General features: G+C 51.4%; 35 protein-coding genes. 21 read left to right on the forward strand and 14 right to left on the reverse strand.

Features of this window, described 5'->3' with window-relative positions; translation table 11 throughout:
* Positions 1-2: 2 nt before the first annotated feature.
* The 5 genes from V6R21_RS10930 to V6R21_RS10950 all read right to left on the reverse strand — a co-directional run bounded on the left by V6R21_RS10930 (position 3) and on the right by V6R21_RS10950 (position 4,239).
* Positions 3-641 carry a YceI family protein gene (locus tag V6R21_RS10930; RefSeq protein WP_334243624.1) on the reverse strand — a complete coding sequence of 213 codons (639 nt, stop codon included), beginning with the start codon at positions 639-641 and terminating at the stop codon, positions 3-5.
* 117 nt (positions 642-758) lie between these two features.
* A complete protein-coding gene (locus V6R21_RS10935) occupies positions 759-2,036 on the reverse strand; it encodes a hypothetical protein (RefSeq protein ID WP_334243626.1) in 1,278 nt (425 codons plus the stop codon).
* A 163-nt stretch (positions 2,037-2,199) separates the two neighbouring features.
* The gene (locus tag V6R21_RS10940; protein WP_334243628.1) at positions 2,200-2,751 is read right to left on the reverse strand and encodes a YceI family protein; all 552 of its coding nucleotides are present in this window, start codon (positions 2,749-2,751) and stop codon (positions 2,200-2,202) included.
* Positions 2,752-2,932: 181 nt separating this feature from the next.
* Positions 2,933-3,553 carry a transglutaminase-like domain-containing protein gene (locus tag V6R21_RS10945; protein WP_334243630.1) on the reverse strand — a complete coding sequence of 207 codons (621 nt, stop codon included), beginning with the start codon at positions 3,551-3,553 and terminating at the stop codon, positions 2,933-2,935.
* A 113-nt stretch (positions 3,554-3,666) separates the two neighbouring features.
* On the reverse strand, positions 3,667-4,239 hold the full coding sequence (locus V6R21_RS10950; protein ID WP_334243632.1) for a hypothetical protein: 573 nt from the start codon (positions 4,237-4,239) through the stop codon (positions 3,667-3,669).
* Here V6R21_RS10950 and V6R21_RS10955 point away from each other — a divergent pair.
* Both V6R21_RS10955 and V6R21_RS10960 read left to right on the forward strand, forming a co-directional pair.
* Entirely contained in the window at positions 4,230-4,547 is a 318-nt protein-coding gene (locus tag V6R21_RS10955) for a hypothetical protein (RefSeq protein WP_334243634.1), read from the forward strand. The genes V6R21_RS10950 and V6R21_RS10955 overlap by 10 nt on opposite strands.
* 16 nt (positions 4,548-4,563) lie before the next feature.
* Positions 4,564-4,764, forward strand: a complete 201-nt coding sequence (locus tag V6R21_RS10960; RefSeq protein WP_334243636.1) for a hypothetical protein — start codon at positions 4,564-4,566, stop codon at positions 4,762-4,764.
* A 491-nt stretch (positions 4,765-5,255) separates the two neighbouring features.
* Here the strand turns inward: V6R21_RS10960 and V6R21_RS10965 are convergent, their stop codons facing one another.
* The gene (locus V6R21_RS10965) at positions 5,256-5,792 is read right to left on the reverse strand and encodes a helix-turn-helix domain-containing protein (RefSeq protein ID WP_334243638.1); all 537 of its coding nucleotides are present in this window, start codon (positions 5,790-5,792) and stop codon (positions 5,256-5,258) included.
* Between the two features lie 98 nt (positions 5,793-5,890).
* On the opposite strand from V6R21_RS10965, the gene V6R21_RS10970 reads away from it, so the two are divergent.
* The 13 genes from V6R21_RS10970 (at position 5,891) to V6R21_RS11030 (ending at position 13,530) form a co-directional block, all read left to right on the forward strand.
* Positions 5,891-6,139: a hypothetical protein gene (locus V6R21_RS10970; protein ID WP_334243640.1), complete on the forward strand. Its 249-nt coding sequence runs from the start codon at positions 5,891-5,893 to the stop codon at positions 6,137-6,139.
* A 61-nt stretch (positions 6,140-6,200) separates the two neighbouring features.
* On the forward strand, positions 6,201-8,438 hold the full coding sequence (locus V6R21_RS10975) for a transposase family protein (RefSeq protein WP_334243643.1): 2,238 nt from the start codon (positions 6,201-6,203) through the stop codon (positions 8,436-8,438).
* A gap of 71 nt (positions 8,439-8,509) precedes the next feature.
* The gene (locus V6R21_RS10980) at positions 8,510-9,439 is read left to right on the forward strand and encodes an ATP-binding protein (protein WP_334243645.1); all 930 of its coding nucleotides are present in this window, start codon (positions 8,510-8,512) and stop codon (positions 9,437-9,439) included.
* A gap of 49 nt (positions 9,440-9,488) precedes the next feature.
* Positions 9,489-9,899: a host-nuclease inhibitor Gam family protein gene (locus tag V6R21_RS10985; protein ID WP_334243647.1), complete on the forward strand. Its 411-nt coding sequence runs from the start codon at positions 9,489-9,491 to the stop codon at positions 9,897-9,899.
* Positions 9,900-9,951: 52 nt separating this feature from the next.
* Positions 9,952-10,410 carry a hypothetical protein gene (locus V6R21_RS10990; RefSeq protein WP_334243649.1) on the forward strand — a complete coding sequence of 153 codons (459 nt, stop codon included), beginning with the start codon at positions 9,952-9,954 and terminating at the stop codon, positions 10,408-10,410.
* Positions 10,407-10,748 (forward strand): hypothetical protein, encoded by a 342-nt coding sequence (locus V6R21_RS10995; RefSeq protein ID WP_334243651.1) that lies wholly within the window; start codon positions 10,407-10,409, stop codon positions 10,746-10,748. The genes V6R21_RS10990 and V6R21_RS10995 overlap by 4 nt, the downstream gene beginning before the upstream one ends.
* A 5-nt stretch (positions 10,749-10,753) precedes the next feature.
* Positions 10,754-11,239: a BRO-N domain-containing protein gene (locus V6R21_RS11000; protein WP_334243654.1), complete on the forward strand. Its 486-nt coding sequence runs from the start codon at positions 10,754-10,756 to the stop codon at positions 11,237-11,239.
* A gap of 12 nt (positions 11,240-11,251) precedes the next feature.
* Positions 11,252-11,530: a hypothetical protein gene (locus V6R21_RS11005; protein ID WP_334243656.1), complete on the forward strand. Its 279-nt coding sequence runs from the start codon at positions 11,252-11,254 to the stop codon at positions 11,528-11,530.
* Positions 11,531-11,635: 105 nt separating this feature from the next.
* Complete coding sequence (locus tag V6R21_RS11010) at positions 11,636-12,139, forward strand: hypothetical protein (protein ID WP_334243658.1); 504 nt, start codon at positions 11,636-11,638, stop codon at positions 12,137-12,139.
* Entirely contained in the window at positions 12,133-12,546 is a 414-nt protein-coding gene (locus tag V6R21_RS11015; RefSeq protein ID WP_334243659.1) for a hypothetical protein, read from the forward strand. Before V6R21_RS11010 ends, V6R21_RS11015 begins: the two co-directional genes overlap by 7 nt.
* Positions 12,547-12,558: 12 nt before the next feature.
* Positions 12,559-12,777, forward strand: coding sequence for a hypothetical protein (locus tag V6R21_RS11020; RefSeq protein ID WP_334243660.1), 219 nt, complete (start codon positions 12,559-12,561; stop codon positions 12,775-12,777).
* Positions 12,758-13,135 (forward strand): hypothetical protein, encoded by a 378-nt coding sequence (locus V6R21_RS11025; protein ID WP_334243661.1) that lies wholly within the window; start codon positions 12,758-12,760, stop codon positions 13,133-13,135. The genes V6R21_RS11020 and V6R21_RS11025 overlap by 20 nt, the downstream gene beginning before the upstream one ends.
* A gap of 155 nt (positions 13,136-13,290) precedes the next feature.
* The gene (locus tag V6R21_RS11030; RefSeq protein WP_334243662.1) at positions 13,291-13,530 is read left to right on the forward strand and encodes a hypothetical protein; all 240 of its coding nucleotides are present in this window, start codon (positions 13,291-13,293) and stop codon (positions 13,528-13,530) included.
* A gap of 74 nt (positions 13,531-13,604) precedes the next feature.
* On the opposite strand, the gene V6R21_RS11035 is transcribed toward V6R21_RS11030, so the two are convergent.
* From V6R21_RS11035 to V6R21_RS11045, 3 genes are read right to left on the reverse strand one after another with little or no spacing between them, the layout of a single operon-like run.
* On the reverse strand, positions 13,605-14,147 hold the full coding sequence (locus V6R21_RS11035; RefSeq protein WP_334243663.1) for a hypothetical protein: 543 nt from the start codon (positions 14,145-14,147) through the stop codon (positions 13,605-13,607).
* Positions 14,148-14,678 (reverse strand): phage virion morphogenesis protein, encoded by a 531-nt coding sequence (locus V6R21_RS11040; RefSeq protein ID WP_334243664.1) that lies wholly within the window; start codon positions 14,676-14,678, stop codon positions 14,148-14,150.
* Positions 14,679-16,571 (reverse strand): phage tail tape measure protein, encoded by a 1,893-nt coding sequence (locus V6R21_RS11045; RefSeq protein WP_334243665.1) that lies wholly within the window; start codon positions 16,569-16,571, stop codon positions 14,679-14,681. It abuts the gene before it with no gap.
* 108 nt (positions 16,572-16,679) lie between these two features.
* Between V6R21_RS11045 and V6R21_RS11050 the strand changes: the two genes are divergently transcribed.
* A complete protein-coding gene (locus tag V6R21_RS11050; protein ID WP_334243666.1) occupies positions 16,680-16,865 on the forward strand; it encodes a hypothetical protein in 186 nt (61 codons plus the stop codon).
* On the opposite strand, the gene V6R21_RS11055 is transcribed toward V6R21_RS11050, so the two are convergent.
* From V6R21_RS11055 to V6R21_RS11075, 5 genes are all read right to left on the reverse strand, one after another.
* Positions 16,862-18,799 (reverse strand): phage portal protein family protein, encoded by a 1,938-nt coding sequence (locus tag V6R21_RS11055; RefSeq protein ID WP_334243667.1) that lies wholly within the window; start codon positions 18,797-18,799, stop codon positions 16,862-16,864. The genes V6R21_RS11050 and V6R21_RS11055 overlap by 4 nt on opposite strands.
* Positions 18,800-18,936: 137 nt before the next feature.
* Entirely contained in the window at positions 18,937-19,497 is a 561-nt protein-coding gene (locus V6R21_RS11060) for a hypothetical protein (RefSeq protein WP_334243668.1), read from the reverse strand.
* Positions 19,494-19,793 carry a hypothetical protein gene (locus tag V6R21_RS11065; protein ID WP_334243669.1) on the reverse strand — a complete coding sequence of 100 codons (300 nt, stop codon included), beginning with the start codon at positions 19,791-19,793 and terminating at the stop codon, positions 19,494-19,496. Before V6R21_RS11065 ends, V6R21_RS11060 begins: the two co-directional genes overlap by 4 nt.
* A gap of 4 nt (positions 19,794-19,797) precedes the next feature.
* Positions 19,798-21,294, reverse strand: a complete 1,497-nt coding sequence (gene terL, locus V6R21_RS11070; RefSeq protein ID WP_334243670.1) for a phage terminase large subunit — start codon at positions 21,292-21,294, stop codon at positions 19,798-19,800.
* On the reverse strand, positions 21,291-21,734 hold the full coding sequence (locus V6R21_RS11075; RefSeq protein WP_334243671.1) for a hypothetical protein: 444 nt from the start codon (positions 21,732-21,734) through the stop codon (positions 21,291-21,293). Before V6R21_RS11075 ends, terL begins: the two co-directional genes overlap by 4 nt.
* 166 nt (positions 21,735-21,900) lie before the next feature.
* Here V6R21_RS11075 and V6R21_RS11080 point away from each other — a divergent pair, with 166 nt between their 5' ends.
* Genes V6R21_RS11080 through V6R21_RS11100 form a run of 5 tightly spaced genes read left to right on the forward strand, consistent with a single transcriptional unit; the run spans position 21,901 to position 25,806 of the window.
* A complete protein-coding gene (locus V6R21_RS11080; RefSeq protein WP_334243672.1) occupies positions 21,901-23,001 on the forward strand; it encodes a head maturation protease, ClpP-related in 1,101 nt (366 codons plus the stop codon).
* Positions 23,002-23,005: 4 nt separating this feature from the next.
* A complete protein-coding gene (locus V6R21_RS11085; protein WP_334243673.1) occupies positions 23,006-23,911 on the forward strand; it encodes a phage capsid protein in 906 nt (301 codons plus the stop codon).
* Positions 23,911-24,150 (forward strand): hypothetical protein, encoded by a 240-nt coding sequence (locus tag V6R21_RS11090; protein ID WP_334243674.1) that lies wholly within the window; start codon positions 23,911-23,913, stop codon positions 24,148-24,150. The genes V6R21_RS11085 and V6R21_RS11090 overlap by 1 nt, the downstream gene beginning before the upstream one ends.
* Positions 24,147-25,388: a DUF2586 family protein gene (locus V6R21_RS11095; RefSeq protein ID WP_334243675.1), complete on the forward strand. Its 1,242-nt coding sequence runs from the start codon at positions 24,147-24,149 to the stop codon at positions 25,386-25,388. The genes V6R21_RS11090 and V6R21_RS11095 overlap by 4 nt, the downstream gene beginning before the upstream one ends.
* Positions 25,378-25,806 carry a hypothetical protein gene (locus V6R21_RS11100; RefSeq protein WP_334243676.1) on the forward strand — a complete coding sequence of 143 codons (429 nt, stop codon included), beginning with the start codon at positions 25,378-25,380 and terminating at the stop codon, positions 25,804-25,806. Before V6R21_RS11095 ends, V6R21_RS11100 begins: the two co-directional genes overlap by 11 nt.
* The last annotated feature ends 7 nt before the right edge of the window (positions 25,807-25,813 follow it).

A 25,813-nucleotide genomic window follows, 5' to 3' on the forward strand; every position in this document is an offset into this window, starting at 1 on the left:
TTTTATTTTGCCTTGAATGCCAACTGTATGTCAATATGTTTCCGAACTTTTACGGCACCAAGCATTTTGGTGGGAGGTGTCAGTCCAAAGTCTGTGATGTCTACAATGGTATGCCCCTTTATCAGTAACTCTGAGTTTCTGTCCTGAATCTTTACGGGTAGCCACACTTCTCTTGTTTGACCGGCAATAGTCAGGTTTGTTTTGAGTTTCCCATTGAACGCAATCTCAGCAGACTCATAGTTATTTTCAAACTTGAGCATTACAAGCTCCATAATCAGGTAGGGAAAATTGTCTGCATCCAGAAGGTCTCTCATATCATTGGTCATCATCTTGTTGTGGCAGTCCAACCTTTTGATTTCCACTTTCAGTTCTGAATCCTTAAAGTCCAGTAGGCCTGCATCCCTGTTGAAGGTGATGACTTCCTTATTATCAGAGGTAGGGTCAATATTATAATCACACTGAAAGTTGTTGACGTTTGTTTCTCCTTTTATATTCAAGTAACATTCATCATCAAAGTGTAGGTCCCAATGTCTTGAGGGAACTTCCTTGGCACTTTGACCACTGACGCTAAACGTGATTAACAATAGAAGTAGGCAGCAGTATTGGACTTTTAGGAAGCAGGCAAGGTGAAGATGTTTCATACTTATGGGATATTGCAAGGCATCAGAAGTAACAGTAAAGTAAATGAAAAAGTATGCAGCACCTCAAGGTGAGGTGCAAACATACTTTCCTACTAAACAGTTAGCTGGACAAAATAGTTAGAAGCCGATAGCTGCTTCAATCATTAACCCGTCAAATTCGCCTTCGCTGTAAAGAGACTCTTCAGGGAAATCCTTGTATTCTTGTTTCACATATTCCACTTTCATCAAGATATTTTTGCTGATGAACCAACCGATATCTGCCTGAACTCTATTGATACGTGTTTCAGGTGCATCATTGACATCGTTCCCCCATACAGTATTGTATCTGCCACCTACATAGAACTGTTCTGTGCCACCAAAACGGTAAATCAGTTCTCCAGCAAGCTGATCATAGCTACCGTCTTTGTCTCCGTCCGCTTTTTTACCGGAAGTGTGTTCATATGTTCCGAAAAACTCCAATCCTACAAATTCAATAAAAGGGTTGATCATGTAGGATGTTACCTCATTGAAACCAGGATTGAAACGTCCAGTAGTGAAATCACTGGCATCATTGGCTAGTACATGGTAATATCTTGCACCACTACGGTCACCACCGTACAAGGTATTTCGGTTGAGACTTGAGTTGTTGTAAATTGAACCTGTGATTCTCAATCTTATCTCATCATCATCATCGTCATTGGCAGGGTCGGTATCAAAACCCAACTTGCCATAGAAGGTAATGTTTTCCTCACTCTGCTTTAGAGCACTACCTCTAAGGCTACCACTGGTAACAGCCACCATTGCCAGAAAACCACTTTGACGGTAATAAACCTCACCACCGATTTCTGTTGTAAAACCATCCATGATCAGGTTACCTACAAATGGGTTGTACATGGCGTTGGCATTATCAGTTCTTCTGAAGTGCGCATCACCATAGTTGATCTCCATATGACCGACCTTAATGGTGATTACATCCATGATATCATCTATCAAACTACTATTTAGAAACTCCATGGCATCCACTTGCAGGTATCCACCTTTTACCCATGCTTCATTGTGGTGTCTAGAAGACAGGTAAGTAACCAAGTTCATACGAACACCCGGTAGGAGGGCTACGTCGAGGTTTAGATTGGCTGTAGCATTGTTAAAGTTGTCTCCAAGCTCAAGCAGCTCATTGACCACTACACCGTCCTGTTCAAAAGGCTTGTTCTCATGATCCAGAGACTGGTACTGAAGCGCAAAGTTACCACCAATTCTTACTCTCACTTTGTCAGGTAAATCATCGTCCTCTTTAGGAGGCTCAAATATATTGACACCGTTTTGGCTGTAAGGTCTGAAATTGCTGATTTGAGGCTGTTGGGCATATGCAGTGAGGGCTATAGTACAGAGCCATAGCAATGTAAATATTCGTTTCATAACTGTTTTGTTTTGAAAAATAGATATTCTGAATAGGTATATCGAGGGGGAGAGACAGCAGTCAAGTTTGCTGCCGCAGCGCATTATCCAGTTAATTGAATAAAATCCTAGATTCTAAAAAGAGAGGAAGACGTAGAAATAATGGTAAGAAAAATGAAATGGTTTATTTGAAAGTCACTTCAAACTGGAGCGTAATATCGTCACCTGTTTTGATGGTACCCATCATGGCTTTGGGAGGGTCTACTCCAAACTCAGTCATTTTGGTAACAAAACTGCCTGCAAAGGTATTTCCATTGACTTTTGAGGAGATTTTGACAGGTTGTGTTTTACCTGCAATAGTCAGGTTTCCACTGATTTCAGCCTGTCCGTTTGAGACCTCTACAGGGGAAGTTAACTCAAAAATGATATTGGGGTTTTTGGATTCCTTTAGTGCCTTGTACGTGTTGTCGTCCATTCCACTTTTACCACTTTTCAGTGACTTTACAGGGATGGTGGCAGTCAGGCTTTCGACAGTTTTAACTTGTCCGCTTTCCATACTACCTGTGGCTTTGATATCAAATTTTTCAGAAACACACTCCCAATCATGAAGTGTTGAAGTTCCTAGAACAGAAGCTTTAGTTTGTGTTACTTGTAAACTTTTAGCGGATTGTGCATGCGATGTTACAATAAAAGGTGCACAAAGAAAAAATAGCAGAATAAGTAATGAGTATTTCATACAGTAATATGCTAAAGTTTTGAAAAGGAAGGGTTATTGTATCAATTGAGGAACAATTCAATATTCAGATTCGTTCAGAATTACTTTCATGTTTTAACAAATGAGAAAATTGAATATCTGAAATAACTGAAAAGGGCAAAGACAGTACTGAAATTTACAATTTCAATACTGCCAAATAATTTTAGTATTGCTTATTTCTAATTGTATTTACATTGTTATTCATTAGGTGACGTATATACTTTTTAAATAGTATATTTTTTAATATTCCCATCTTTTGTTGATGTTTTGAATAAAATGTATCAGGGTTGTCAAATACACCAAAGTCCTGATGGATACCTTTTTCCTGAATAAAGGTATGGCTAAAGTTCCATTCCATTTCAGGGTTTTCGAACTTGTCTGTATAGATACCATAACCACAAAAAGTCGTTTTGCATTCAGGGTTTTGTTCTTGGAGTGCATTCAGGTAAGTCTTGTCTATAATCACACCTTCCAGAAAATACCATTCGTTTTCGATATAAACTTCTACCCAGCTGTGCAGGATATTCTGTGGAGATAACCTGTACCAAATGCCTGTAATAGCGCCTTTCTGCAAAGCCTTGTCTATGGTAAACCCATGTATCCTGTTTGGAATGCCGACTGCCCGTAGCAAAGCCATCAGCAGGGTGGATTTTGTATTGCACTGCCCGTATCCATCTTTCAAAACCTTGGAGGCAGGGATGTCATCCGAAGTATTGTAACCGAATTGTATATCATCTGTAAGGGGCAGAACGAAAGGTACAGGGTAAAATGGGGGAAGGCGCAACCAAAAACAAAGGTAGCCGGGAGCAGCCTCCCCACATTAGATCCACATGACCTTTTGAAATGAGGGGTGAAATTTCCACATCGCCCCTCATTTGATCCCCATTTAAATGATATTTAAAGATCCTTTAATTTATCCATGGCAAGTATAAGTCCAAGACCCTTGCCAGCGAAATCAAGAGCTTTCATATAGTCAAAGGAAACGTTCTTGATTTTTTGATAACAGGAATCAGCAATCCTTTTGGCTCTCTTGCGGTCCAGGCGTTGCATAGATTCTTCAGACAGGTAGTCTTTCATAAGCCTGTTATCTTCCTTATCAAGGAGTTGCATAGCAGCAATAGGATTGTCTGACTCTGAATTTAACACTTCCTCAAGACGATCCATAAACTTAAACTGGCACCACAATAAGGCATAATGAATAGGCGTAAAACGCTCTCCTAGTGCTATATCACCCTTTCTTATAGTGAAATCCCCATCCACAATCATAGGCTCCGTACTGAAGCTGTCCTGATCCTGAACCGCTGTAGCGTGCTGGTAAAGATATTCAACATAATTAGGGTTAAATTTATGACACTCCTCATAGAGGCTGTCTAGACTGGAGCCTATCGTATTCCCATCCTCCAGCTTGGCGACTTTCTCCAGGATATCAAAATATTGTGTTGAATCTAAAGTCTTGTTTAATGAATCCATACACTCAGGTTTTAGTAGTGACAGCAGCTTTTATACTGCTAGTGAAATTCGAGTTCTATTATGATGTAAAAAAAGGTGTTATTCATATCAACAACCTGCCAAGGCACTTATTATTAGCACCTTACTTATGGTTATTTGCCTATTTATTTGTCTTTGAGAGCCTGTTAGTGGGTGTTGTAATCGTTATATCCCTACTCTCAGAGGTTAAGGGAAAGCTGTATAGCAAGTATTGTGATGCGGCATCAGATGTATTGAGAGACCTGGTAATGGCTCTTTTCCTGTTAAAACACTTCCACACCTTACTATAAGCCATCATATTAGACCATGGAAAACATTAAAGTAATCAAAGAGGACAGTAAGTCCGTGATCGTAGAAATCAATAACATCGCTTCTTTGGAAGAGGTGCAGCGATTCTGGAGCCAACAGAAAGCCACCCAGAAGGGGACCGAAGACCTAGAGCAGGAACTTACTAATCTTCTAACAAGGGTTGTGAGAAACAGTATTCAATACCACAATGGTCAATAAACACCTGATCCTGAGTCTTTAATCCTTCTCTGATTTTATTATCAATACCATTTATATTATTGATAATGGTTTTTAAAGCTAAATCCCTAGCTGTATTCACATTATTGTGAAATAAGCTAGGGTTCTTTTTCCAAAGACCTATAGTACTGGCGGTGATAGTGTCTATAATACTTATTATAATTTCTGGGTAACTAACTGATCTGCCTAGTTCTTTACTGACTTTTTCTAAGGAATTCTGAAGTTCAATCATGATTAATTAATTGATTATTAGTTTAATAATTGAATTATAGTGGGCTTAACTTTACACACCTTACTATAAGCCCACACATTAGCCCGGTTAGGGGATACCGATACATTCTCATTTTAGTTTTAGCGAAAAGAAGCAGCTCCCAGGAGCTGCTTTTTTATTAAAGTGTTAACTAAATCTGTACCTTTTGTTTTCTAAATACAATTAACACTTTAGTTAACACTTTTCTTAACACTTTTGACCCCTACTTTTGAAGCATTGATTTTAGCAATTCGATCATCTCATCTTTAGCCTTTAATTGGTTATTACAAGACTCCTTCAACATCTCAATCTGATTCTTATATTGAATATCTATATCAGATATTTTATTCTGAAGGTCGGTGATCTTATTTTGAAGGTTTTCTATCTGAGATTTATACAAAAGTATTTCTGTGTCAGAGTTAAGTTTTTTTCCTTTAGAAAGATCTGCACCTACATTACCAGTGACATTACTAGCTATTGTATTTCCTTCCCCTCTTATTCTGACTTTACTTGAAGACACTTCCTTTTTTAGCATTTCTCCTCTTCCTGTCAGCAACCATTCAGGATTTACTATATCATATTGAGTAATTATACTCGATATCACATCTGCTGCTGGGGAAGTTTTACGTGCTCCAACAATATTTTGCAATGTTTGAGGACTTATCCCAATTGAATTAGCAAAGGATTTCTTAGATAAATCTAATGCTTTTATGATACTAACTATCCTATCGTTTATTTTTTCTTCCTGATTATCAGTCATATAAAAAATATATTTTAAAATACACAACTGCATATTTGATATTCAGTATCACATGTGATACATTTGAAATCGTAAACATGACGTAAACATTCAAATATATGAAAAAACAGGACAAGAACGTCGGTTTGCCCTGTGGTGCCAGGCTTGGCGATGAAACATTTATAGCCGAGACATTAGGATGCAGCAAAACCCTGGTCTCGCTGGTTGCCAAGGGAGAGCGGGCTGACCGCCTGGGTATCATGAAAGAGTGGCGAACCCTGATCGCATACCGTAGCTGGCGAATCAAAGTACATAAAGAAACAAGGAATAGAAAGACGCAAAGAAAGAATGTAAGGGATGCAGTATAATGTAGGAGACATATTGATACAGGAAGGCACCGTTTGGGTTAGTCAGGAAACACTTGAAAAAATGTGTAGCCTGGACAAAACATATCTTGAGTGTAGAGCTAGAGCCATATACAAAAGATCCGTCCCCCCCACCCAGCGTTACCTTTCCGAGCTTCCCGACACCGGCAAGAGCTGGCGATGGGCACGTATCAATGACCGCTTCTACTACGACGAGGCCCGCATCCCAAACCGCAAGCCCACTTACTACCGTTCGCAGCTGCCGCCAAGGGAGGAGCTGGAAAGAATTGCTGAAAAACTGGCGGGCATTTCCCGGGAGGGAGCCGCCAGGCTGGAGCGCCAGCGCAAGCTGCAGGCCAGGGACGAGGTGGTAAAAGCCTACGATGCCTTTATGGATGGCCGCATCAGGGAAGTGGTGAACTTCTTTATGTACCGGAGTGCTGTCAGGACCTTCAATATCCAGAAGTCCTATGAGCTGGCGGAGGCCTGGGGATGGCTGGAGTTCCTTTCCCAGTCCGACAACGTGGAAAAGAAGCTGTATACCCAGTGGGGGTGCAAGTCCCAGAGGGAATTGTTCGAGGTGGCGGCCATCCATCTGGCTGCCCGCAACCTGGAGGGCTTCAAGGCAAGCACCGAGGCCTATATCCGCAAGCGGCTGGTGGACTACAGGAAGGTGGAAGGCGGTGAAAACCGCTACAACTTCGTGGTCAGCGGCAAGTATAACAACGACCACGCCCGCAAGTTCGGGGCCATGGAGCTGGCGCACCCCGTGACCGGGGAGGTGATGGAGTTCGACGTGCACGAGGCCATGGTCTACAGCCTGTGGATGAACTTCAACAAGGCCAACAAGTACACCAAGAAGGATGTGTACGACCAGTACACGGAGCGAATGGCAGCCCTCGGGATTGCCGAGCACGAGCTGGTAAGCATCAGGACGATAGGCAACTACCTCAACAAGTTCGACAACAAGGTGCTGATGGCCAGGCAGCGTCACGGCAAGAAGGAATACGACCGTTACCGCCCCTATGTGCCACGCCATGCGGTGAAATACAGCAACAGCCTCTGGGCCATTGACGGCTCTTCGGGCAAGCTGGCTTACCATACGGTAGACACCACTGGAGGCAGGACCAAGGTAGTCCGCAAGAACATGTATTTCGTCCGTGTGATCGACGTGCACAGCCGGGTGGTGCTGGGCTGGAGCTATGGAGCCAATGAGGACAGCGCCCTGGTAAGGGCAGCCGTGCAGATGGCAGTCAAAAATGCCGGGTACATCCATCCAAAGGTGATTATCTCCGACAACGGCTCGGCCAATACCGGCATGGGCATGAGGGAATGGCTGGGGCTGATCGCCAACCGCTTCACCACGATCACCCCGGGCAACTCCAAGGCCAACCCAGCGGAGATCTCGGTCAAGATGCTCTCCAATCTGGGGCGTAAGTTTGACAACTGGCTAGGGGTCGGCCTAAATGCCAGGGACATCAACAATACCCACAACCCGGACTATGCCCCCCGCAATGAGGAGCTGCCGGATATGTACGAGGTGCTGGAGCAGTTCCGGGCGCTGGTGCAGGAGAACAACAACCAGGTGATGCAGGATGGCAGGACCCGCATGCAGTGGTATGAGGAGGATAAAAACCAGGAGTGCCAGCCGTTTGATGACCAGGTGAAAAGGCTGGTGTTCGGCTTCAACACCATTATTGATATGAGTTACCGCCGCAACGTGATCACGGTCACAAACAGCGGCAAGGACTACTCCTTTGAGCTGCCGAACTACCACGACAACATCCAAACCATTGTGGAGCACAGCGAAAACCCTACAGCACCGAAGTGTAAAATCTACTGGGACGAGTCCGGGGAAATGGCGGACCTGTACAGCCTGGAAGAGGAATACCTCTTCAGCATCGGCAAGCTGCAAAGAGCCGCCGTGATTGAGGAGGAGGCAGCCGACGGGGACCTGAGCGCCCTGGGCAAGCACCTCAGGAACGCCAGTTCCGTCGATGAGCAGGTCAGGTCCTTCGAGCAAGGGCTGAAGGAGGCTGACGAGGCGGTGGGCATCCAGCTTTCGGGCGCCGACCAGGAGCTGCACGCCCGCTATGACTGGTCATTGGGAGATACCAGTCTGGATGGAAAGTACAAGGACACCCACAACCAGGCGGCGGAAGCCCACAGGTTTGGCATCGGGAAGGCCGAGGAGGCAAAGCCTAAGCAGAAGCAGGCAAAACCCAAAAAGGAACCGAAGAAAAACACAAGCAAGAAGATGACCGAAGAGGAGCTAAGGAAGAAGGCCATAGACATGCTCTAGCCCGGGCTTTTGCGCCCTGTACCTTTCACCCTTTTACGTCCCTGATACACCCTAAAACACAATTTGAGAACATGGAACAAGTAATGGAATACACCACCGAGGAAAAGCAGCAGATCATTGACCTGCTCCAGTACAAGCGGGAGCAGTCCAGCCTGGGCAGCGACGCCAAGTTTGCCGTCAGCATCGGGCTGAACAAGGGGGTCTACTCCCAGCTCAAGAACGGCAGGTACACCAACAAGGGCGGCAAGTCGCTGCTCTCGCACCAGAACTGGGTGCGCATCGCCCGCTTCGTGGGCTACAGCCACCACAGCGAGCTGTCCTGGAAGACCGCCCGCACGCAGGTGTTCTCCGTGATCAGCGCGCAGCTCACCTTCTGCCAGCAGCACAGCACCACGGGCATTTTCTGCGACATCGCCGGCATCGGCAAGAGTCATGCGGGCAAGGCCTACGCCGAGCAGAACACCAACGCCTTTTACCTCAACTGCGGGGAGGCGCCCAAGAAGTCGGGCTTCATCAAGCTGCTGGCCCGGACACTGGGTTTTGAGCAGGCGGGCAGCCTGGAGCAGCTTTTCATGGACTGCGTCTACTACCTGAAGACGCTGACCAACCCCATCGTCATCCTGGACGAGGCGGGTGACCTGGAGCAGAGCGCCGTGCTGCTGCTCAAGCGCCTCTACAACGAGCTGGAATTCGCCTGTGGCCTGTACATGTTGGGGGCCGAGGGGCTCAGGAAGAAGATGGACACCGGCGTAAGGCTGAGGAAGAACGGCTACGAGGAGATATTCAGCCGCTTCGGGGGCAAGTACACCAGGCTGATCCCGGAGGGGCACGAAAGGCTGAAGTTCATGAGGGCCATGGCCCGTGACATTGTCGAGGCGCAGGGGATCAAAAACCAGGAGGCCATCAAGAACATCCTGACCATCAGCGCGGGCTTTGACATGCGCCGCATCCGCAAGGAGGTGATGAAGGTGCAGCTGGAGGAACGCCTGAACAGCAACTGAGCATACCATACCTAGTCATAATGTCTAACAATTAAAAACAATCTGAACGATGAACAAGAACAAATTCAACAACCCGGAAACACTGCTGTCGAAACTGGCCCTGATCAGGCTGGAGAAGGAAAGGATCGCCGAGGAGCAGCGCGAGCTGGAGGCCAAGATCCAGGAGTGGGTGGACGCGCACCCGGAGCAGTTTGCGGAAAGCAACACGCTGAACCTGGAGGGCGGCAAGCTGGCCTTGACCACGCAGCGCAAGGTGGAGGTCAGTCCGGACTTCGAGGCGCTGGAGTTTGCCCTGGAGTACCCCGAGCTGGTGGACATCAAGCTGCCGCTGGCCAAGGTGAGCAAGGCCATGTCGCTGGAGAAGGTGGCCGCCGACCTGGAGCAGGCAGGCATCCGCATTGTGGAGAACCCGAAAAAACGCCTGACGATCACGGCCTACCCACCGTCAGACAAGCAGTAAATGTATCACCGGGGGCGGTGGCCAACCCGCTGCCCCCTAACCTGAAAGTGAGATGAACCAAAGGCAAAGGAAATACTTCTACGTGCTGCTCAAGAAGCTGGGGTTGCAGGAGCAGAAGGGGCTGCTGGTGTTGCAGTACACCGAAGGGCGCACCGACAGCACCGCCGCCATGAGCCAGCAGGAGGTCAGCCGCATGCTCGATGACCTGGGCAGACAGGCCGGAAAGCTGCCGGTAACTGGGGAACAGGTATCCGTCAAGCGGATGCGTAGCAAGATCCTGCACCTGGCAGGCGAGAGCGGCTTCGCACCGGAAGGGCAGATCAACTGGGACCTGTTCAACGGCTTTATGGAGCGCCGCAGCTACCTGCAAAAGCCCCTGGGCAAGTACGCATACAAGGAACTTCCCCGGCTGGTGAGCCAGTTCGAGCAGATGGCCGACAACTTCCGGCGCACCCGCTTCAATGCCTACCTGCAAGAAGAACTCAAAAACCTAAAGATCGGCACAAGATGAATCACCAACACTTTACACTCTCGCTCTACCGGCAGGAATGGGACATCCTCCGGGAGGTCATCAGGAAGGCACTGGAAAGCGGCAAACAGGGCCCCCCGCTCCCTTACCTGCTGCTGCGGGAGCTGTCCGGGGCTATCGGGGAGCTGGACACCTCAGGCTACCTGACCACCCTGCAACTGAAGGAGTCCGAGACCGTGGTACTGAAAGACATGGTCCGCGCCGCATGGGGCAGCCATGCCGCCAGCCAGGAGGAAAAGCACTTTATCTGCGCACTCTGGGGAGCACTCGACAGCTGGGTAAGCATCAATATTTTACAACAACTACATAAAACCGCCTAAAAACTATGGAAACAGAACTGGAACTAATGATTGTGGAGATTGACCCGACGCTGACGATACGCATCCACTCCAGCGAGGACATCAACAACTTTGTGGTGACCAACACCGATGCGGCCAGGGCCCTGAAGGTTGACCCCGGCTACCTGCGCAACATCAAGAGCAACAACCTGGACGTGCTCAAGCGGGACAGCGACTGGATCATCTTCCGGATGCCGACCGCCGGGGGCTACCAGCTCACCACCTGCTGGAGCCGACAGGGCATCATCAAGCTGTGCGACTTCTTCTCCCACCCGGAAGCCCGGAAGCTGAAGCAATGGGCCAAGGACTTCACCCATGCGGACCGCAAAAGGAAGGAGCACCACAGCGGGGCCCTGAAGGATGCGCAGATAGAGCTGCTGATGAGGATCGTGAACGGGGAGATGAGCGAGCAGACCCGCAAGGAGGTCATGAAGGCCTTTGAAACACTTAGAGCAATAATCAACAACAACTAATCTAACTCGACAATGGAAAATCTTATGATGAACGAAGAGATGGGCACAACGGTATTGGCCCCAATCAGAAACCGCTACTTCCTTTGCGATTCGGTATATGTGTTCCACAAGGGCATGATCCTGCAAACGCTGGTGTCGGCCATCTTCCTGCTGGACGAGGAGACCGGGCAGGTGGGCTACTCGGTGTATGTGGGCAGGCAGGAGCGCATAGACGTGCCGGAAAGCAGGGTGTTCGGCACCGTGGAGGAGCTTTTTGACAGTATCCCCAAAAAGACCGTCTCCCTCGGGTAGGCAAACGGGCCGGAGCTGCCACCCACCCGGTGGCGGCCCCATTCCGTGGCCCTGTACCTTTCACCCCTAAACACCCTGTATCGGAAACAAAACCTTAAAAATCAAATGCGCATAAACCACGATTACGTCTTCGAGACCAAGAAAGGCAAGGTGTCGGTCAGGGCCACCAGCCTTGTGGAGGCAGCCAAGAGGCTGATGTTCTGTGGCGTAAAAGCCACCCCATACACCCGTACAAAGAGGACCCTCAAGTACAGGCTAAGGCGAAAAGGCCTGACGGGCTACCTGCAACTGGAGTACCACCCCGAGACCGGCAGCCTGGAGCGGTTCTACAGCACCTTCAAAAGGGAAGGGAAACCGCTTGACAAGGTACAGGTCTATACCTTGCTCCAAGTCATCCCCCTCACGGCCGGCAAGGTGGCCGAAATGGAGGAGGACTTCACGGTAACCCATCTCCAGCACCGGTCAGGTGGTAAGGATACCAATCTGGGTGGGGACATGGGAAAACTTCTCGGCAGGCATAAGGCCGGAAGCCCCGCAGAGCCGGCACCGGGAGCCGGAAGGATGCAGGTAAAAAACTACAGCAACATTAAAAGCAACGTACTATGCTAAGAAGGATAATGAATAGAAAAGTGAAGGCAAGGTTTTACTGGTATTCAAGCAGTGCTGAGATTGCCAATTTACTCTTTAATGGGGTGATCCCTGCTGGGACTCCCTGCTACAGCTCCATACGGTGTGCCAGGGACAATAGGAGAATAGGCCTGAACCGCCAAAACGCTATGGTGCTGGAAATGGAGTTTGACCTCTACTTCTGGTTCTGGCTACTCCACTACTTGCCTGCCCGCCTGGAGTCCTGGATAGTAAAGGCAAGGGGGAAAGGCGAGCTGAAGCATCACCTTTGCGGGTCTACCACAAAGGACCACCCTTTCGAGTCGCTGGCCTACTCCTTTGTCAACGGGGAGGGAAGAGTGATACACAGGGTCTTTGCGACAAGACAGGTGACCTATTCCATACCTTAACCCCTATTAACTATGGCACAATACATTGATGAGCATGGTTTTTTGAACGAAATAGACCATGAGTTCACCCCCCAGATAGTTTGCCCCCATTGTGGTTATGAAGATGAGGATGTAGATGAGTATCATGACAATGAGGGAGAGTCCAGGTGTGGCAACTGCAACCGATGGTTTTTATACGAACGGCATTTCTCTTATTCAACATACCACCTAGATGAAACCGACGATGAGTAACCCTAAAGCCATACTGTATTTCACCTTTCTAACCGACAGGGATTACAAACGGATCAAGCCATTGCTAAAGGGGGAGTTTATGCTGCTGAAAACAAGGCGGATCAGGGAAAAGCAGATATGGCTGGAACCAGAAGAGCGAGTCAAGCCGTTTGACTACTACATCAGAATCCCGCTGGACCCATACAAGTGGATCATTGTCTGTGAGGAAAAACCCAAGCTATCTGATTACGAGGTTCAATGGGTTTCAATTAACTTACCGAATCACAGAGAGGTGAACTATGCCTATCATACTCCAGCAGGGATAAAGTTCCTGATAGGGGGCCGAAAGCTAACCACCTATAACCCGATATCAAGGTGAATAATGGAACCCCTTACAGCCCCTTCATGTGGAAATACGATTAATCAAAGCCTCCGGATTGGAGGCTTTTTATTTTGGCATGAATTGTTAAAAAAGTTCCCATCATTTAAAAAAGATAACATTTTTGAGACCTGTACCCTGAAACCATTCACTGTATGAAGTTTTTTGACCTGAAGAAATATGCCATCAAGAAGCGGTTTGATGAAGAGATCAAGAAGATGCCCTACGGGCGTTTTGACAGCCGGAAGGACATCGTGCTGGAAAAATTGCAGTATGAGTTTTTCCTGAGCAAGCGCAGGCTGTCTGATATCCTTTTCTGCGAGGAGATCCTCGAACCGACTGAGAACATGAAGCGGATGCTCTCCTCCTCTTCCCTGTTCAGCAAAGATATATAGCGGATTCCATTTGTATCCATTTGGGTTTTATGTGAAGTTTTGAAAATCCCCCTTGCCTTGCAGGAGGGATTTTTTTATTGCCGCATCACCCGCTTGCCAAGCTCAAGCCCAGCACCGGCGGTTTCGGTCAGGGCCTTCCAGCTGTCGCAGCTCAGGTCGTGCAGGCTGGTGCTGTAGGAGATGATATGGACCGGCACGCCCTCATGGTCACTGTCGAGCTTTCTGCCGACCCCTATCAGGCGGGAGAAAGCGGGGTGGCTGATCCCCTTGACCACTTCATTGACGGCGGCAACCAGCCGCAAATGCTCCAGTGCTTTTTCCATGCGCTGGCTGTCAATAGTCCGGTAGCGGGTACTGCCCAGCTCCTTGCTCTCCAGATGCAGGTTGACCAGTTCCTGGCTGGCGTCCGTGTTCCTTCCCTGCTGCCTGATGGTGGCCTCGGAGAATTCCACAAACACCGCCGGAAGGGGGTAAGCCCTTTCCGACTCCTCGTAGAGGTACTGGTTGTTGAACAGGTCCACGTGCGCCACGTCCTCCAGCCCGTAGGTGGCGAAGATGTCTTTTGCCCTTTGGCTCTTCAGCTCTTCGGCTATTGCCTTGTAGAGTATATCCAGCATTTAAATACGTTTTAATCCTGATTTAATCGTTTCCTCAATCTGCCGCTGTATGCGTTTTCCCAGAAAGGCAGAAGCTCCCATAAACTGCCGTTTGGGGATATTCTGCTTTATGGTTCTGCTGTGCCCGCTTCTCTTGTGCGCCTTGACCTTGCTCCCTCTTCGGGTATGCTCCCTTACCGTTGTACCCTTGATGCGCTGCTGCACCGTTCCCTTAAATCCCTCATTGTGGATTCTTGCATAAGGGACATCGGTGCCTACCGTGACACTGTCACGGCTCTTGCTTACAATACGGATACTGCGGCGGAGCCTTCCGGACTGCACCAGGGTGGTCAGGTTCTTTTTCTTGCCCGTCTTTCCCCATCGGCCCTTCTCATCCTTCTTGGTGGGTTTCCACCGCTGGTAGCCCCGGTCGATAAAGCCCTTCCGCTTGAAGGACTGCTTGTAGAAGCTGACCGCCGTCACACCTACCAGCTGTGGGGTCTTGCGGTAGGCTTTCAGCAGTGCATCCTGTGTCTTTATCCACTCTTTCATCTAGTAAGCTGTTTCTGCATTGCGCACGACACGGGTCAGGAGTTCGCTGAGCTGCGACTCAAGGTCCTCTGCCTCTGCAATGCTGTTTTTCACATGGATGGTAACGTTCTGAGCCAGTGCCCCCAGGTTGACGGTTATGCTCCGTCCTGCACCGCTGCCGCTTCCCCCAAATGAGTTGGAGGCCTCCGGCGTCGGAGGGGTCACGGGCGTTGCGGTTCCACCACCAGCCATCGTGCTGTCGGCTTCCGGGTTGCTGGCCTTTGGGGTATCCGTGGTTTTCACCTGGATAATCTCCTTCTTTCCGGCAAGGTCACTGCTGAAGTCCTTCTTCAGCTTGTCCCAGTTGGCGCTTGCCAGGTCAAAGTCACCCGCCAGCAGGTTGTTGACAATCTCGAAGGCAGTCTTTGCCGCTCCCGTCACGGCCTGTATGCTGGAAAGGATCTTGGATTTCATCCTGTCCCAGGTACTGCCTTCCCCAAAGAGGCGGTCCACCAGTGCCTTGCCGCCAATCTTCTGCCAGAATTCCGAGACCTTTCCCCCCAGCCAATCCCAGAGCTTGCCGATCCCCTTCAGGGCGGAGGTCCACAGCATCCATACCATGTAGAGCTCTTTCGCCACCGCCTTGATGGATTGCATCACGGCCCAGATGGCGACCTTGAGCACAAGCCCTACAGGGGCGATGGCAGCCTTGATGTATTCCCAGGTGATGCGGAACTGCTCGGCATGGGCATTGATAAAGGCCATTGCCTGGTTGATGGTCTGGTAAAAGAGCAGCCGGGCTTTCAGTGTCAGCGTATCAAAGAAGTTTCCTACAGCGGAGAAGGTTCCTGAGAATTTCAACACTTCCTTGTTGATGGCCTCCTCCAGGGCAAGGCGCTGCTTTTGCTTCCGGATGTAAGGATCGTTCATGTCGATAAGCTTGCCCATTTCCAGGTCCATGTTCCGGAGCATGCCGATAAAGCGCTTTCCGGCATCCTCACCGGGACCGGCAAACAGGTTGGCGATGATTTCCTGCTGCGCCTGCAAGTCGGCGTTTTTCATCACGCCACTGATCTGTTGCAGGGCGTCCATTGTCGTCATGGCCCCGCCCTTGATCCTGGCAGACATGGCATTGACATCCACCCCCAGTTTTTGCAGGCTGTCCCTGGTCGCTTTCGGGAGTTCCTTCAGCCGCAGGTTGGCTTCCTTGATGGAGTCTATGGCCTTGTCCTGATAGATCCCCTCCCGGAAGGACTTCACGATCAGGGCCCCCGACTGCTCGGCATTCAGTCCTGCCGCCTTCAGCTGGGTGGAGTATTCCTTGATCCAGTCCAGGTCAGCATTGCCTCCGGTAGCCAGCAGCACATCCTCAATCACCTTGGCGGCCTCCATGCCTGTGATGCCAAATTCCTTTGACATGGCATTGGTAGCCTCCCTGACCTCCTTGGCTTCCTTTCCGAACACCGAGCTGATACCCATCACCTTGGCCGTGAGGTCGTCCAGCTCCTGCCCGGTCACCTGGAAGAGCAGGCGCACCTGGGTTTGCTGCTCCCGGGCTTCCTTGCTCACCTTTACAAGGTGCTGCCCCAGCTTGTAGATACCTGTCACCAGCGTGACCACCGCCGCTGCCGCTGCCAGGTAGGGGTTGGAGAGCATAGGCCCCAACTGGTCCATAAAGGGCACCTTGCTGGAGATGGCCTCATAGAGTTGCATATTCTGAAGGGAAAAGGCTTTCAGCCCCTGGCTGGCCTCCTGTGTTCCGGAGCGGAAGCGGGAGAAGAGCCCCTTCGTCTTGGTTTTCAGGCTTTCGGTAGCGGTTTCCACCTTCCGGAACTGTTTCCGGATGCCGTCCAGCCCTTGTGAAAAGCTGTCCTTGATGTTGAACCGTATGCCTATATCAATTAAACTGCCCATATAAATTTCACTAATGTTAATATTTTAAACAATAACCTTTCTTTGAATCCTTCTATTTTGTTTATATTTTTAGCATGTATTTTAAATTTCATATTTTTTACAATGTTTATGCCTGATGTAAAGTCCAGCAAGGTCACCGTCAAGGGCGACCACAACCAGATTATCACCAATGAACAGCCCGGCAGGCAAGCCCTGATCAAGGACAAGCTTTTTCACCTGATGTTCGCCGTTTCCAACGGCCAGTCCAAAAGCATGACAATCAACAGGATCAAGGAGATCTACGACATGCTTTAAGGTTCAAAGCCCTTGAGCTTAAAGTAAGGGTGACTCTCATCGAAGATCACCTTTTCTTTTCCCACATTCTTTGCAAATAAGGGGTGCACCTTGTCAGGGTAGCGCAGGCGTTCCTTTGGGGTCTTCCGTGCGGTCTGGTTGGGTACCAGCTCCACGTCGCAGCGGCAGCCCCAGCCCAGCGGCGGATAGTTGCTTGTCCAGAACGGGTCGTCTACCGGCAAGGTGATCCCCTCCAGCCTTCGGTGCTCCTCCCTGACCCTGCTGTCATTGACCGTGCTGTAGCGCAGCATGTAGTCCTCCTTGTGCTGCTCGGCTTCCTGCCACCTGGCCGCCATCGTGGCCTGCGCTATGGCCGCATCGTATTCCGTCCGCAGCCAGGTGACATTGTAGGCATGGTGCTTCTCCAGAGCCAGCTCTCTGAAGGCATCCCATTCCCTGAGGCGGCCATCCTGCAACAGCAGGGCATTGATCTCCTGGCAAAGCACAGCCTCCTTGAAGGAGGAGAACAGGTAGACATTCTCCTTGAGTGACTTGAGCATGGTGTGGTCCGGGGAGTCATAATCCAGGTCGACCAGCCTTTTTCCATACCCTTGCTCGACTCCCTTATATAAGGTGTCACCCACCTGGTTTGCCAGTGCCTTGAAGTCCCTGGTCTTCCAGAGTCCCTTGAACCCCCTTTTGAACAGCCTTTCAGCCACCTTTAGAAAGAGTTTAAGCAGTTCAGGATTTCCCTCTGCCATTTGTGGCTCTTGGTGGCCGGTGATGCAACAGCCCGTTTCATGGTAGAGCGCGACCAGCTGTTGCTCCAGTCCGCTCCCCTTACCCTTTCCCGGCTTTTCCACTGGCTTGGGCTCCTCTGCCAGGATGGGGGTGCCATAGGTTTCAGTGATGTATTCCGGATCGATACGGTACTGGGTGGCGATCCACTTGTCCACCTCCAGCTGCGTTCCTGCCAGCTTGAGGCTCTTGGAAGTATCGAAGCGGAAGTGGTTGCCCTCCACAGCATAGCCATGCTTGCCCAGCAGCGGCAGCACGTAGTCGTTGACCATGTATTCTACATAGCGGATATCGGCCTTGTATATTTGTTCCCTGGTGGTGTCGTGCACCTCCGCCTGGCTTCTGGAGGAGCCATCCTCCGTGGTCATGGTCTGCCCCAGCACCCGCTTGGATATTTCCTTGTTCGCCAGCTCGATGGCAGAGGTGAACACCTTCTGCCCATCGGTATTCTTGGACTCATGGATCTCAAACTGTGCATCGAAGGGCAGGATGGCGTACATGGCTTCCCCCATGGCTTCTAGGTATTCCTCCAGCCCATCGAGTACCTGCTTGTCCCGGCTATCGGTCTTGGCAATCCGGTACGGGAAACCGTATACCTCCTGGTAGAGACTGTAGAAGCCTACGGCCTGCTTCTTGAATACCGTGTAGCGGGAGGCCTCCAGGAGCAACCCGGTATGGTCCGTGGTATCGTCCTTCAGGAAAAGGTAGAAGTCATTGTAGGGGGGCTCTGCCAGGAAAAAGCGCTGCTCCCCGTTCACATCTGAGAGTACGGCACATTCCTGCGGGATGGCATGGGCCCGGTCAATGGACTGGACTGCCACCACATGCCCCTTGTCCAAGACAAACTCAATGACCGAGTAACCGTAGTAGATACTCTCGACGACCATGCGGATAATGTCGTGCATCCACTTCTTGTCCAGCTCCTCAAAGAGTGCCTCGTTCTTTTCCCCATTCGCATCAAGGATGTGGAAGGGCGTATTGAGCACCGAGAGCGTTCGGGTATTCAGCACGGTTTGCAGGTGCGTATCGAGAAGGGCGTCCTCATAGATGCGTACCAGCTCCTCCCTTCTGGGGCGGTAGATGTCAATGGCGGCCTGGTGTGCCTTGCGCCATTTCTCGGTATCCATCCGCTCCAGGTAGCGGCTGCGCTGCTGCATTTTCACCCTTTTGGAGGATGGGCGGTTTAGAGCGCTCCTGCTTGATTTTGTGTAATACATATACAAATAGACGTTAGATGCTGATATAATCCGAAATACACCGTTTAACTGCGTTTAAATGGGGGTGTTTCCGGCCATTAATAGTAATGCCTTGCCGTGGAGGGCTTTCCCTTCCTGATCAGGGGCCTTTCTTCCTCCCCTTTCTCATCCAGGAGCCTGGGCCAGTCCACATGTACCTCATCCTTCTGGAGGGAGACAAGAAAATCCCGCGCTTCCTTGTACTGTTCGTACCGGTCTTCCGGCACGGTGCGCTTGGCCACCTTCCCGTAAAGGATGTAAAGGGTGAAGTAAATGCTGTACTCCACCAGGGTAATGTCCCTGGGGTCACCCACCTGCCAGCTTGCCGGGTTGGCTTCCGGACCGGTGGCAGTCTCCGTGAGGCACGTATAGATGTAGGTGTCCCCGTTGCCATCCGTGTAGCTGGCCACATCATCGGGGTAATAGGTCTGTCCATCCGTGAAGGTGAGCACCTGGATAAGCAGCTGTGCCGTATCATACTGCCTGCTGATGATCTTGCGAACCTTCTCCACCGCCATGCGCTCAGCCTTGAGCAGGACGCTCTGCCTTCCTTCGGTGAGCACTTCCAGCTCGTCTGCTTCTACGATGCTTTCGTAGTCCGTGTCTGTCAGGAATCTCATACCTTGCTGATTAGTGTGAAAATGATTTCCGACTCCCTGATAAAGCGCCCCTCGTCCTCGCTGCGGAGCACATTGCAGGCGTGTTTCATGATCAGGCGCTGCAAGTCCTCGGCAGAGTAGAAGTGGTCCGGCATCGAGAGGCTTGCCGTATAGTGCTCGCCCTTGTACTCGAACTGGTAGATAAACCTGAGCTCGTGCAGCTCCCGCTTGCCTGAGGCCTTGAAGAAGCCCCCAAAAATCAGTACTGCCCACACGGTGGCAAAGGTGAGCAGCACTACGATTGTTTCTGTTTCCATTCTCTTAATACGTTTCTATTTTCCTGCGTTTGCCCGTCCTGGGCTTTTGCCTTTCCACATGGTTCCTGCGCATCAGTTCCGAGATGGCGCCATGCAGGCTGTCGGGGGCGTCATCATGCGCCCCGGACCCCTTTTCAAAAGCAAGGGTTTGGTCAATGCTAACAGTGAAGTCCTGGTTCTCCTTATGCTTCTCATTATAGTAGACCATCCCTTTTTCCCAGAAAGGGGAAATCCCCTCTATACGCTCATACTTGTTGGCCTTGGGTTTCCGGTCGGCCACCACGGGCAGGTAGTACCCCCGGCGGTCGCCTTCCTCGTCAAACTCATTGATGAACTTGTCCTGGATGAAGTTGCCTTCCATCATCATGGCGCAGGGAACCTTGCCATGCTGTAAGCGGTCCTCGTACAGGTCATAGCACCACTGCACGGCATTGGTAATGGTGGTCTTGCGCACGAAGGCTTCCAGTATGTGGAATTCACGCCCTTTCTTACCCACCAGGTGGATGGCCTTGTAGTCCCCGTTTTCGGTGTAGGAAAGGTCCCCATACAGGCAAAGGGTGTCGTACTGTCTCAGTTGCAGGGGCTTTTTCCAGCGAATCCAGTCTGCCTGGAACACCGTCCCGTCCTCGATCGGGTTGTTCATGTACTCCCGCTGGAAGGAGCGGTGCGGGATTTCCTCCTGCAAGCGGTCCCAGTACTCCTTGGTGTACTTCTGTGGCCAGTTCACCTTCCCCTCCTTGTCTAGGGCGTTGACCTGCAAGTGGTAGGCATTGGGCAAGGCCTCCAGGATGCCTGCCAGGATGCTCTGCTTGTGGATGCGGTTGTTCACAAGGAGAAACCGCTGGCGCAAGTCCGAGAAGCAGCCCATCAGGTCCTCCAGTATCCATTCCACCGCCTCCCTGACCCTGCGGGGGTTGGCGGAACGCTTCTTTGAGTCGCAGTCATCGACCACGATATAGTCCGGGCGGTGCTGCCGCTTGCGGATACCCCTAGGCGATTGCCCCAGACCGATGCAGGAGAAGTAGGTGCCGTCCTTTGCCTGGAACCTTCCCTCTGACCATTCCCCGGATTGCATCTGTTCTCCAAAGTCATTGATGTAACGCTGGTTGTATTGCAGCTCGGCCTGCACGTCGGATAGCAGCAGCTTGGCCTTTTCCTCGGTTTCCCCCACCAGCAGCATGTAGTTCAGCTCCCCGCTGGCTTTCCAGTAGAGGGGAAAGAACACATCAGCGTGTGTGCTCTTGGCAGCCCCCCGGAAGGCCTCCCAAACGGCGCTGACATACTGCGCCTTCTTCAGCTTGTTGGCCATGCGCTTGTGGAACCAGGCACTTTCCGATTTGACATAGTGCGGAAAGTAGTAGGAACAAAAAGCCGAATAGTCACCCAGCAGGTGCTGTATCCTTCTGCCTTTGTCCTCTTCCGTTTCGTTCAGGTCAATGGGTGTGGCCTCGGCAACCAGCTCGCAGAACTCAATCCACTCGTTGTAATCCTTCCTGTTCATAGTTCCCCGTTCTTGATTTTCTCATCAATGAAAAGCCTCATCCAGTTGTTCATCTTTCCGGCCGCTTCCACATCACGGCTTTGGATAAAGCGGGTCAGCTCCTTGAAAGCCTGGATGTAGTTGGAGGCCAGCAGCTTGTTGCCCCTCAGCTTCTCGATGGAGCTGACCAGCTTGGCGATGGAGTCGGCCTTTTCCACGGCATCCTCCGAGATGGAGACCTTGTGGATCTTCTCCGTCAGGTTGGCAATTACCGCCTCCGAGGTGATGGTGTTGGCCTTCTTGATATTGTCCCAATCATACTTTGCCTTGTTGTTGGTGAAGGTCTTGCGGTCCTTCCACCCGACAATCTTGCAGATTTCCTCCTGTGTCATGTCGGTATGCACATAGAGTTGCAGTGCATAGTTCCTTTTGTCCTGTTCGGTGAGCGCCCCTTTTTCCATCCTTTTTGATACAAAAGAGCCTGAAAATCCAGTCAACTTCAAAAGAACTTCCGCACCCTGCGTAAGGGCGTTGCAAGGGTTGCATAGGGGGAGGCAATGCTGCGAAACCCGGTTTGAAAATACTGCCTCAACCTCATTTGTTTGTAGGGAATTCAACACGTAAGGTATGTTCGAGATAGTAGCAAAATCCAGTCAGAGAGAAGCCGATATCATGCTGCATGGCGATATCATGAAATGGGGCGAGGTGGACCTGAATACGGTCAAGGCAGCGGTTGCGCCTTTGCTGGGCAAGTACAGCACCATTAACCTGCGGATACACTCCCCCGGGGGGTCCGTGTTCGAGGGGTCTGCCATCTACTCTTACCTGAAGAGCCTGCCTGTCAAGGTGAATGCCTATGTGGATGGTATCTCGGCCAGCATGATGACCATTGTGATGCTGGCGGCCGGAAGAGTGGAGGCGGCAAGGAACGCCCGCTTTCTTGTGCATGGCGCTGCCGTGTCACCTGCCGGGAGGGGAACCCCCGCGCAGTACAGGAAAGCGGCCGAAGAGATTGAGAGCATGAACCGTCAGATGGCGGAAATCTATGCCGGGAAGACCGGCAAGGAAGCCTCCTGGGTACTGGAGAACTGGCTGGGGGAAAACGAGGTGCACTTGTCTGCGCAGGAAGCGTTGGAGGCTGGCCTGATTGACGGCATCTACGAAAGCAGACTGATGATGCCCCCGGAAGGAATGGAAGCGGACCGCATGGTCGCATTTTATGATAAGCAGATTTTAGGGAAACCGAAAAGCAAGATGAAACAACAACTAATGGCACTGCTGGCGATGCATGGGATGTCGCTGGACCCGCAGGCCTCGGCAAGCGACGAGGCGTTTATGGGCGCCTTTACCGCCAGGTTCAATGCCCTGGTACAGGCAAAGGAAAAGCTGGAGGCACAGATGAGGGCCTCTGAAGGGGAACAGCTCCTGGGGGAGGCTGTGGCACAGCGAAAGCTGACGGCCAAGCAGGCGGAGAACCTCAAGCCCATGCTGGAGACTTCCGGCATTGAGGCCATCCGCAATTACCTGGCCTGCCTGGAGCCGGTAGCTGTGGTATCGCAGCAACTGCAACGAGAAAAGCAAACGCCAACCTCGCCAAAGGCGCAGGCAGGCAGAGATAACTGGACTTTTGATGACTATCAAAAGAAAGACCCGAAGGCCTTGCTGCACATCAAGGAGCAGGAGCCGGAGAAATACAGTGAATTAGTTCAAGCATACATTAACCAATAAGAGGATGGCTTTAGAAGTAGAAATTTGGGAAAGGGACCTGGCCAGGAACTTCTATCCGGACAACACCTTCATGACGAAGGGCAAGGATATGACAGCGTTTGTGGTCAACGGCAAGACCGTACACTCCCCGCAGGAAGGGGCCGACCCGAACGTGGCGGTCAACAGGGCTACGGTGCCTGCCACCATTTCACAGAGAACCGATGCTGACCTGACCTGGGACCTTTCCGAGCTGACCACCGACCCCACCCTGCTCAGGGATATTGAGGAGATCGAGACCAGCTACGACAAGCGCAACAGCATCATCTCCCAGCACGGCAAGACGCTGAACAAGAAGGCGGCAGGCCTGATCCTGAACAACTGGGCAGCCACGGCAGCGGGAAGGGTGATCACCACTACCGGCGGGGAAAGGGAAGCGACAGCCCCCGCGGCTACCGGCAACAGGAAGGCAGTGGATAACAAGGATATCCTAAAGGCAAAGTCTATCCTGGATCTGGAGGATGTGGATACCGAAGGGCGTTACGCGCTGTTCTCGGCATCCATGTACAATGACCTGCTGGCCAACGATGCCTTTATCGATGCCTCGCGTTTCGGGGCGGCGGTGATCCCTTCCGGGGTGATCGGCCGCATTCACGGTTTCTGGGTATACATGCGCAGCCATGCAATGATTTTCGACACGGCCGGCTCACTGAAAGCCCTGGGGGCCGCAGGAGCTGCGGACGACAAGGAGTCTGTGCTGTTCTGGCATGAGGACTGTGTCAAGTACGCAAAAGGCAACGTGAAGATTTTCCACAATGCCGGGGAGGCAGCCTACTACGGCGACATCTTCTCTGCCATGGCAAGGGCCGGCGGCAAGCACTCCTACACGGACCAGTCCGGTGTTGTTTCTCTCATCCAAGACGCAAGTGTATAATGAAGGCAACCAAGAAAATGATTGATCTGGCGCAGGAGGTCATGCAAGCACAACAGGTGAACCGGGTATGGGTCAACGCGAAGGGACATTACTTCACACAGGAAGACTGGGCCCTGCACTCGGTAGGTGGCGATAAGGACAGGATCGCTTTGATAAAGGCAAAGGAGGAGGTACAGGAGCCACAGGCCCCTGCACCTTCCAAGGAAGAGATAAAGGAAGAAACCCCCGATAGCAAATGATCAAGGGAGTAGAGATAATCAAGGTTACACCATCCCCGTCAGCATCGCTGGCGGAGGTGGCTACCTCAGGGCTGATCGTCGAGGCGGTGGATGTGGCGGGCAAGTTTGAGGCTGGCAACCTCTACCATTTCCTGAGTATCCGTGACGCGCAGGCGGCTGGCTTGAGTGAGGATTATGACCTTTCCAACAGTGTGGTGGTCTACCATCACATCCGTGAGTTTTTCGCGATGGCCGGTGAGGGGGTATCCCTTTATGTGATGCCCGTGGCGAAAGACAGTACCCAGACCGTACTGGCCGGTGAGGGCTACCTCAAGAAACTGGTACAGGATACGGAAGGAAAGGTGTTCCAGGTAGGCATTGCCACCAACCCAACGGTAGATGATGCGATGGTAAACGGGCTGGAGAGTGACCTGGTGGCTGCCATTCCGGTGGCACAGGCAACGGTTGACTGGGCATTCTCGGCCATGTTCCCGACCCGTGTCATTCTGGAAGGGCGCAACTTTACGCCCCCCGTGGCTGCCGTGGAGGACCTTAGGAACCTGACAGATGTGTCGGCTCCCAACGTGTCGGTAGTGGTCGCTCAGGATTATAACCATGCCGCCAGGGATGCAGCCTTCAGCCATTACGCCGCCGTGGGGACAGCCCTGGGGACCATGGCTGCCGCAAGGGTGCATGAGAGCATGGGATGGGTCGAGCAATTCAACCTGACCGATGCGGGCAAGGGCCGTTGGCTTTCCGCCGGGCTCTCCAACCATACGCCAGCCACGGCCATACAGCAGGACTGGGGTGCACTGGATGACAAGGGGTACATCTTTGCCATCAAGTACCCGCACCTGGATGGCTTCCGCTGGAATGGGGACCATACCTGTACCCAGGTGGAGGTAGCCGAGGACGGCACGATGAACGAGAGTCAGCAGCGTTTCGGGCGTACCGCAGACAAGGCGATACGAGCGGTGTATGCAGCCCTGATCCCGAAAGTGAACAGCCCCCAGTTGCTGGATGCCAATGGAAAACTGCCACCTGTCATGGTGGCCTCCTTCAAGGCAGCGGCAGAAAAGGCCATTGACCGCCAGCTGGCAGGCGAGATATCGGCAAGACGCGTGATTGTCGACAAGGACTCTGTGCTGCTGCCGCCCAACCCCGTGCTGAAGGTCTCACTGGAGGTGGTTCCGGTGGGTTCTGCCGATACCATTCAAGTTAGTTTCGCACTCAAAAACAGTTTGAACAATGGCAATTAAGAGAGCTTACGGGTGGAGTGACATCGATACGGAGATACTGGGAACCGTCCCGGTATATATCCAGGAGATCAGTTACAGCAAGGCCCAGGAGAAGAGCAACGGCTATGGACGCGGCTCCTCCCCGAACCGAAGAGGGAGAGGCAACAAGTCTGTGGAGGTGTCCATCACGCTTGGGATGGAAACGGTGGTGGCGATTGAGGACTATATCCGTGGCAAGTACGGGGAAGGCTATGACCTGCTGGACCTGGAGCCGTTTGACATCCCGGTGACCTATGACAATGGGGAGCGGGTGGTGCAGGACATTATCCGGGACTTTGAGTTCACCAGCATTGGACGTGGTGCAGCGCAAGGCGACCAGTTCATTGACCAGGAGCTGCCTGGTGTCGCTTCGGACATTAATTTCAACATAGCCGTTTAACGGCGTT

The sequence above is a fragment of the Limibacter armeniacum genome (genome assembly GCF_036880985.1).
GTDB lineage: Bacteria > Bacteroidota > Bacteroidia > Cytophagales > Flammeovirgaceae > Limibacter > Limibacter armeniacum.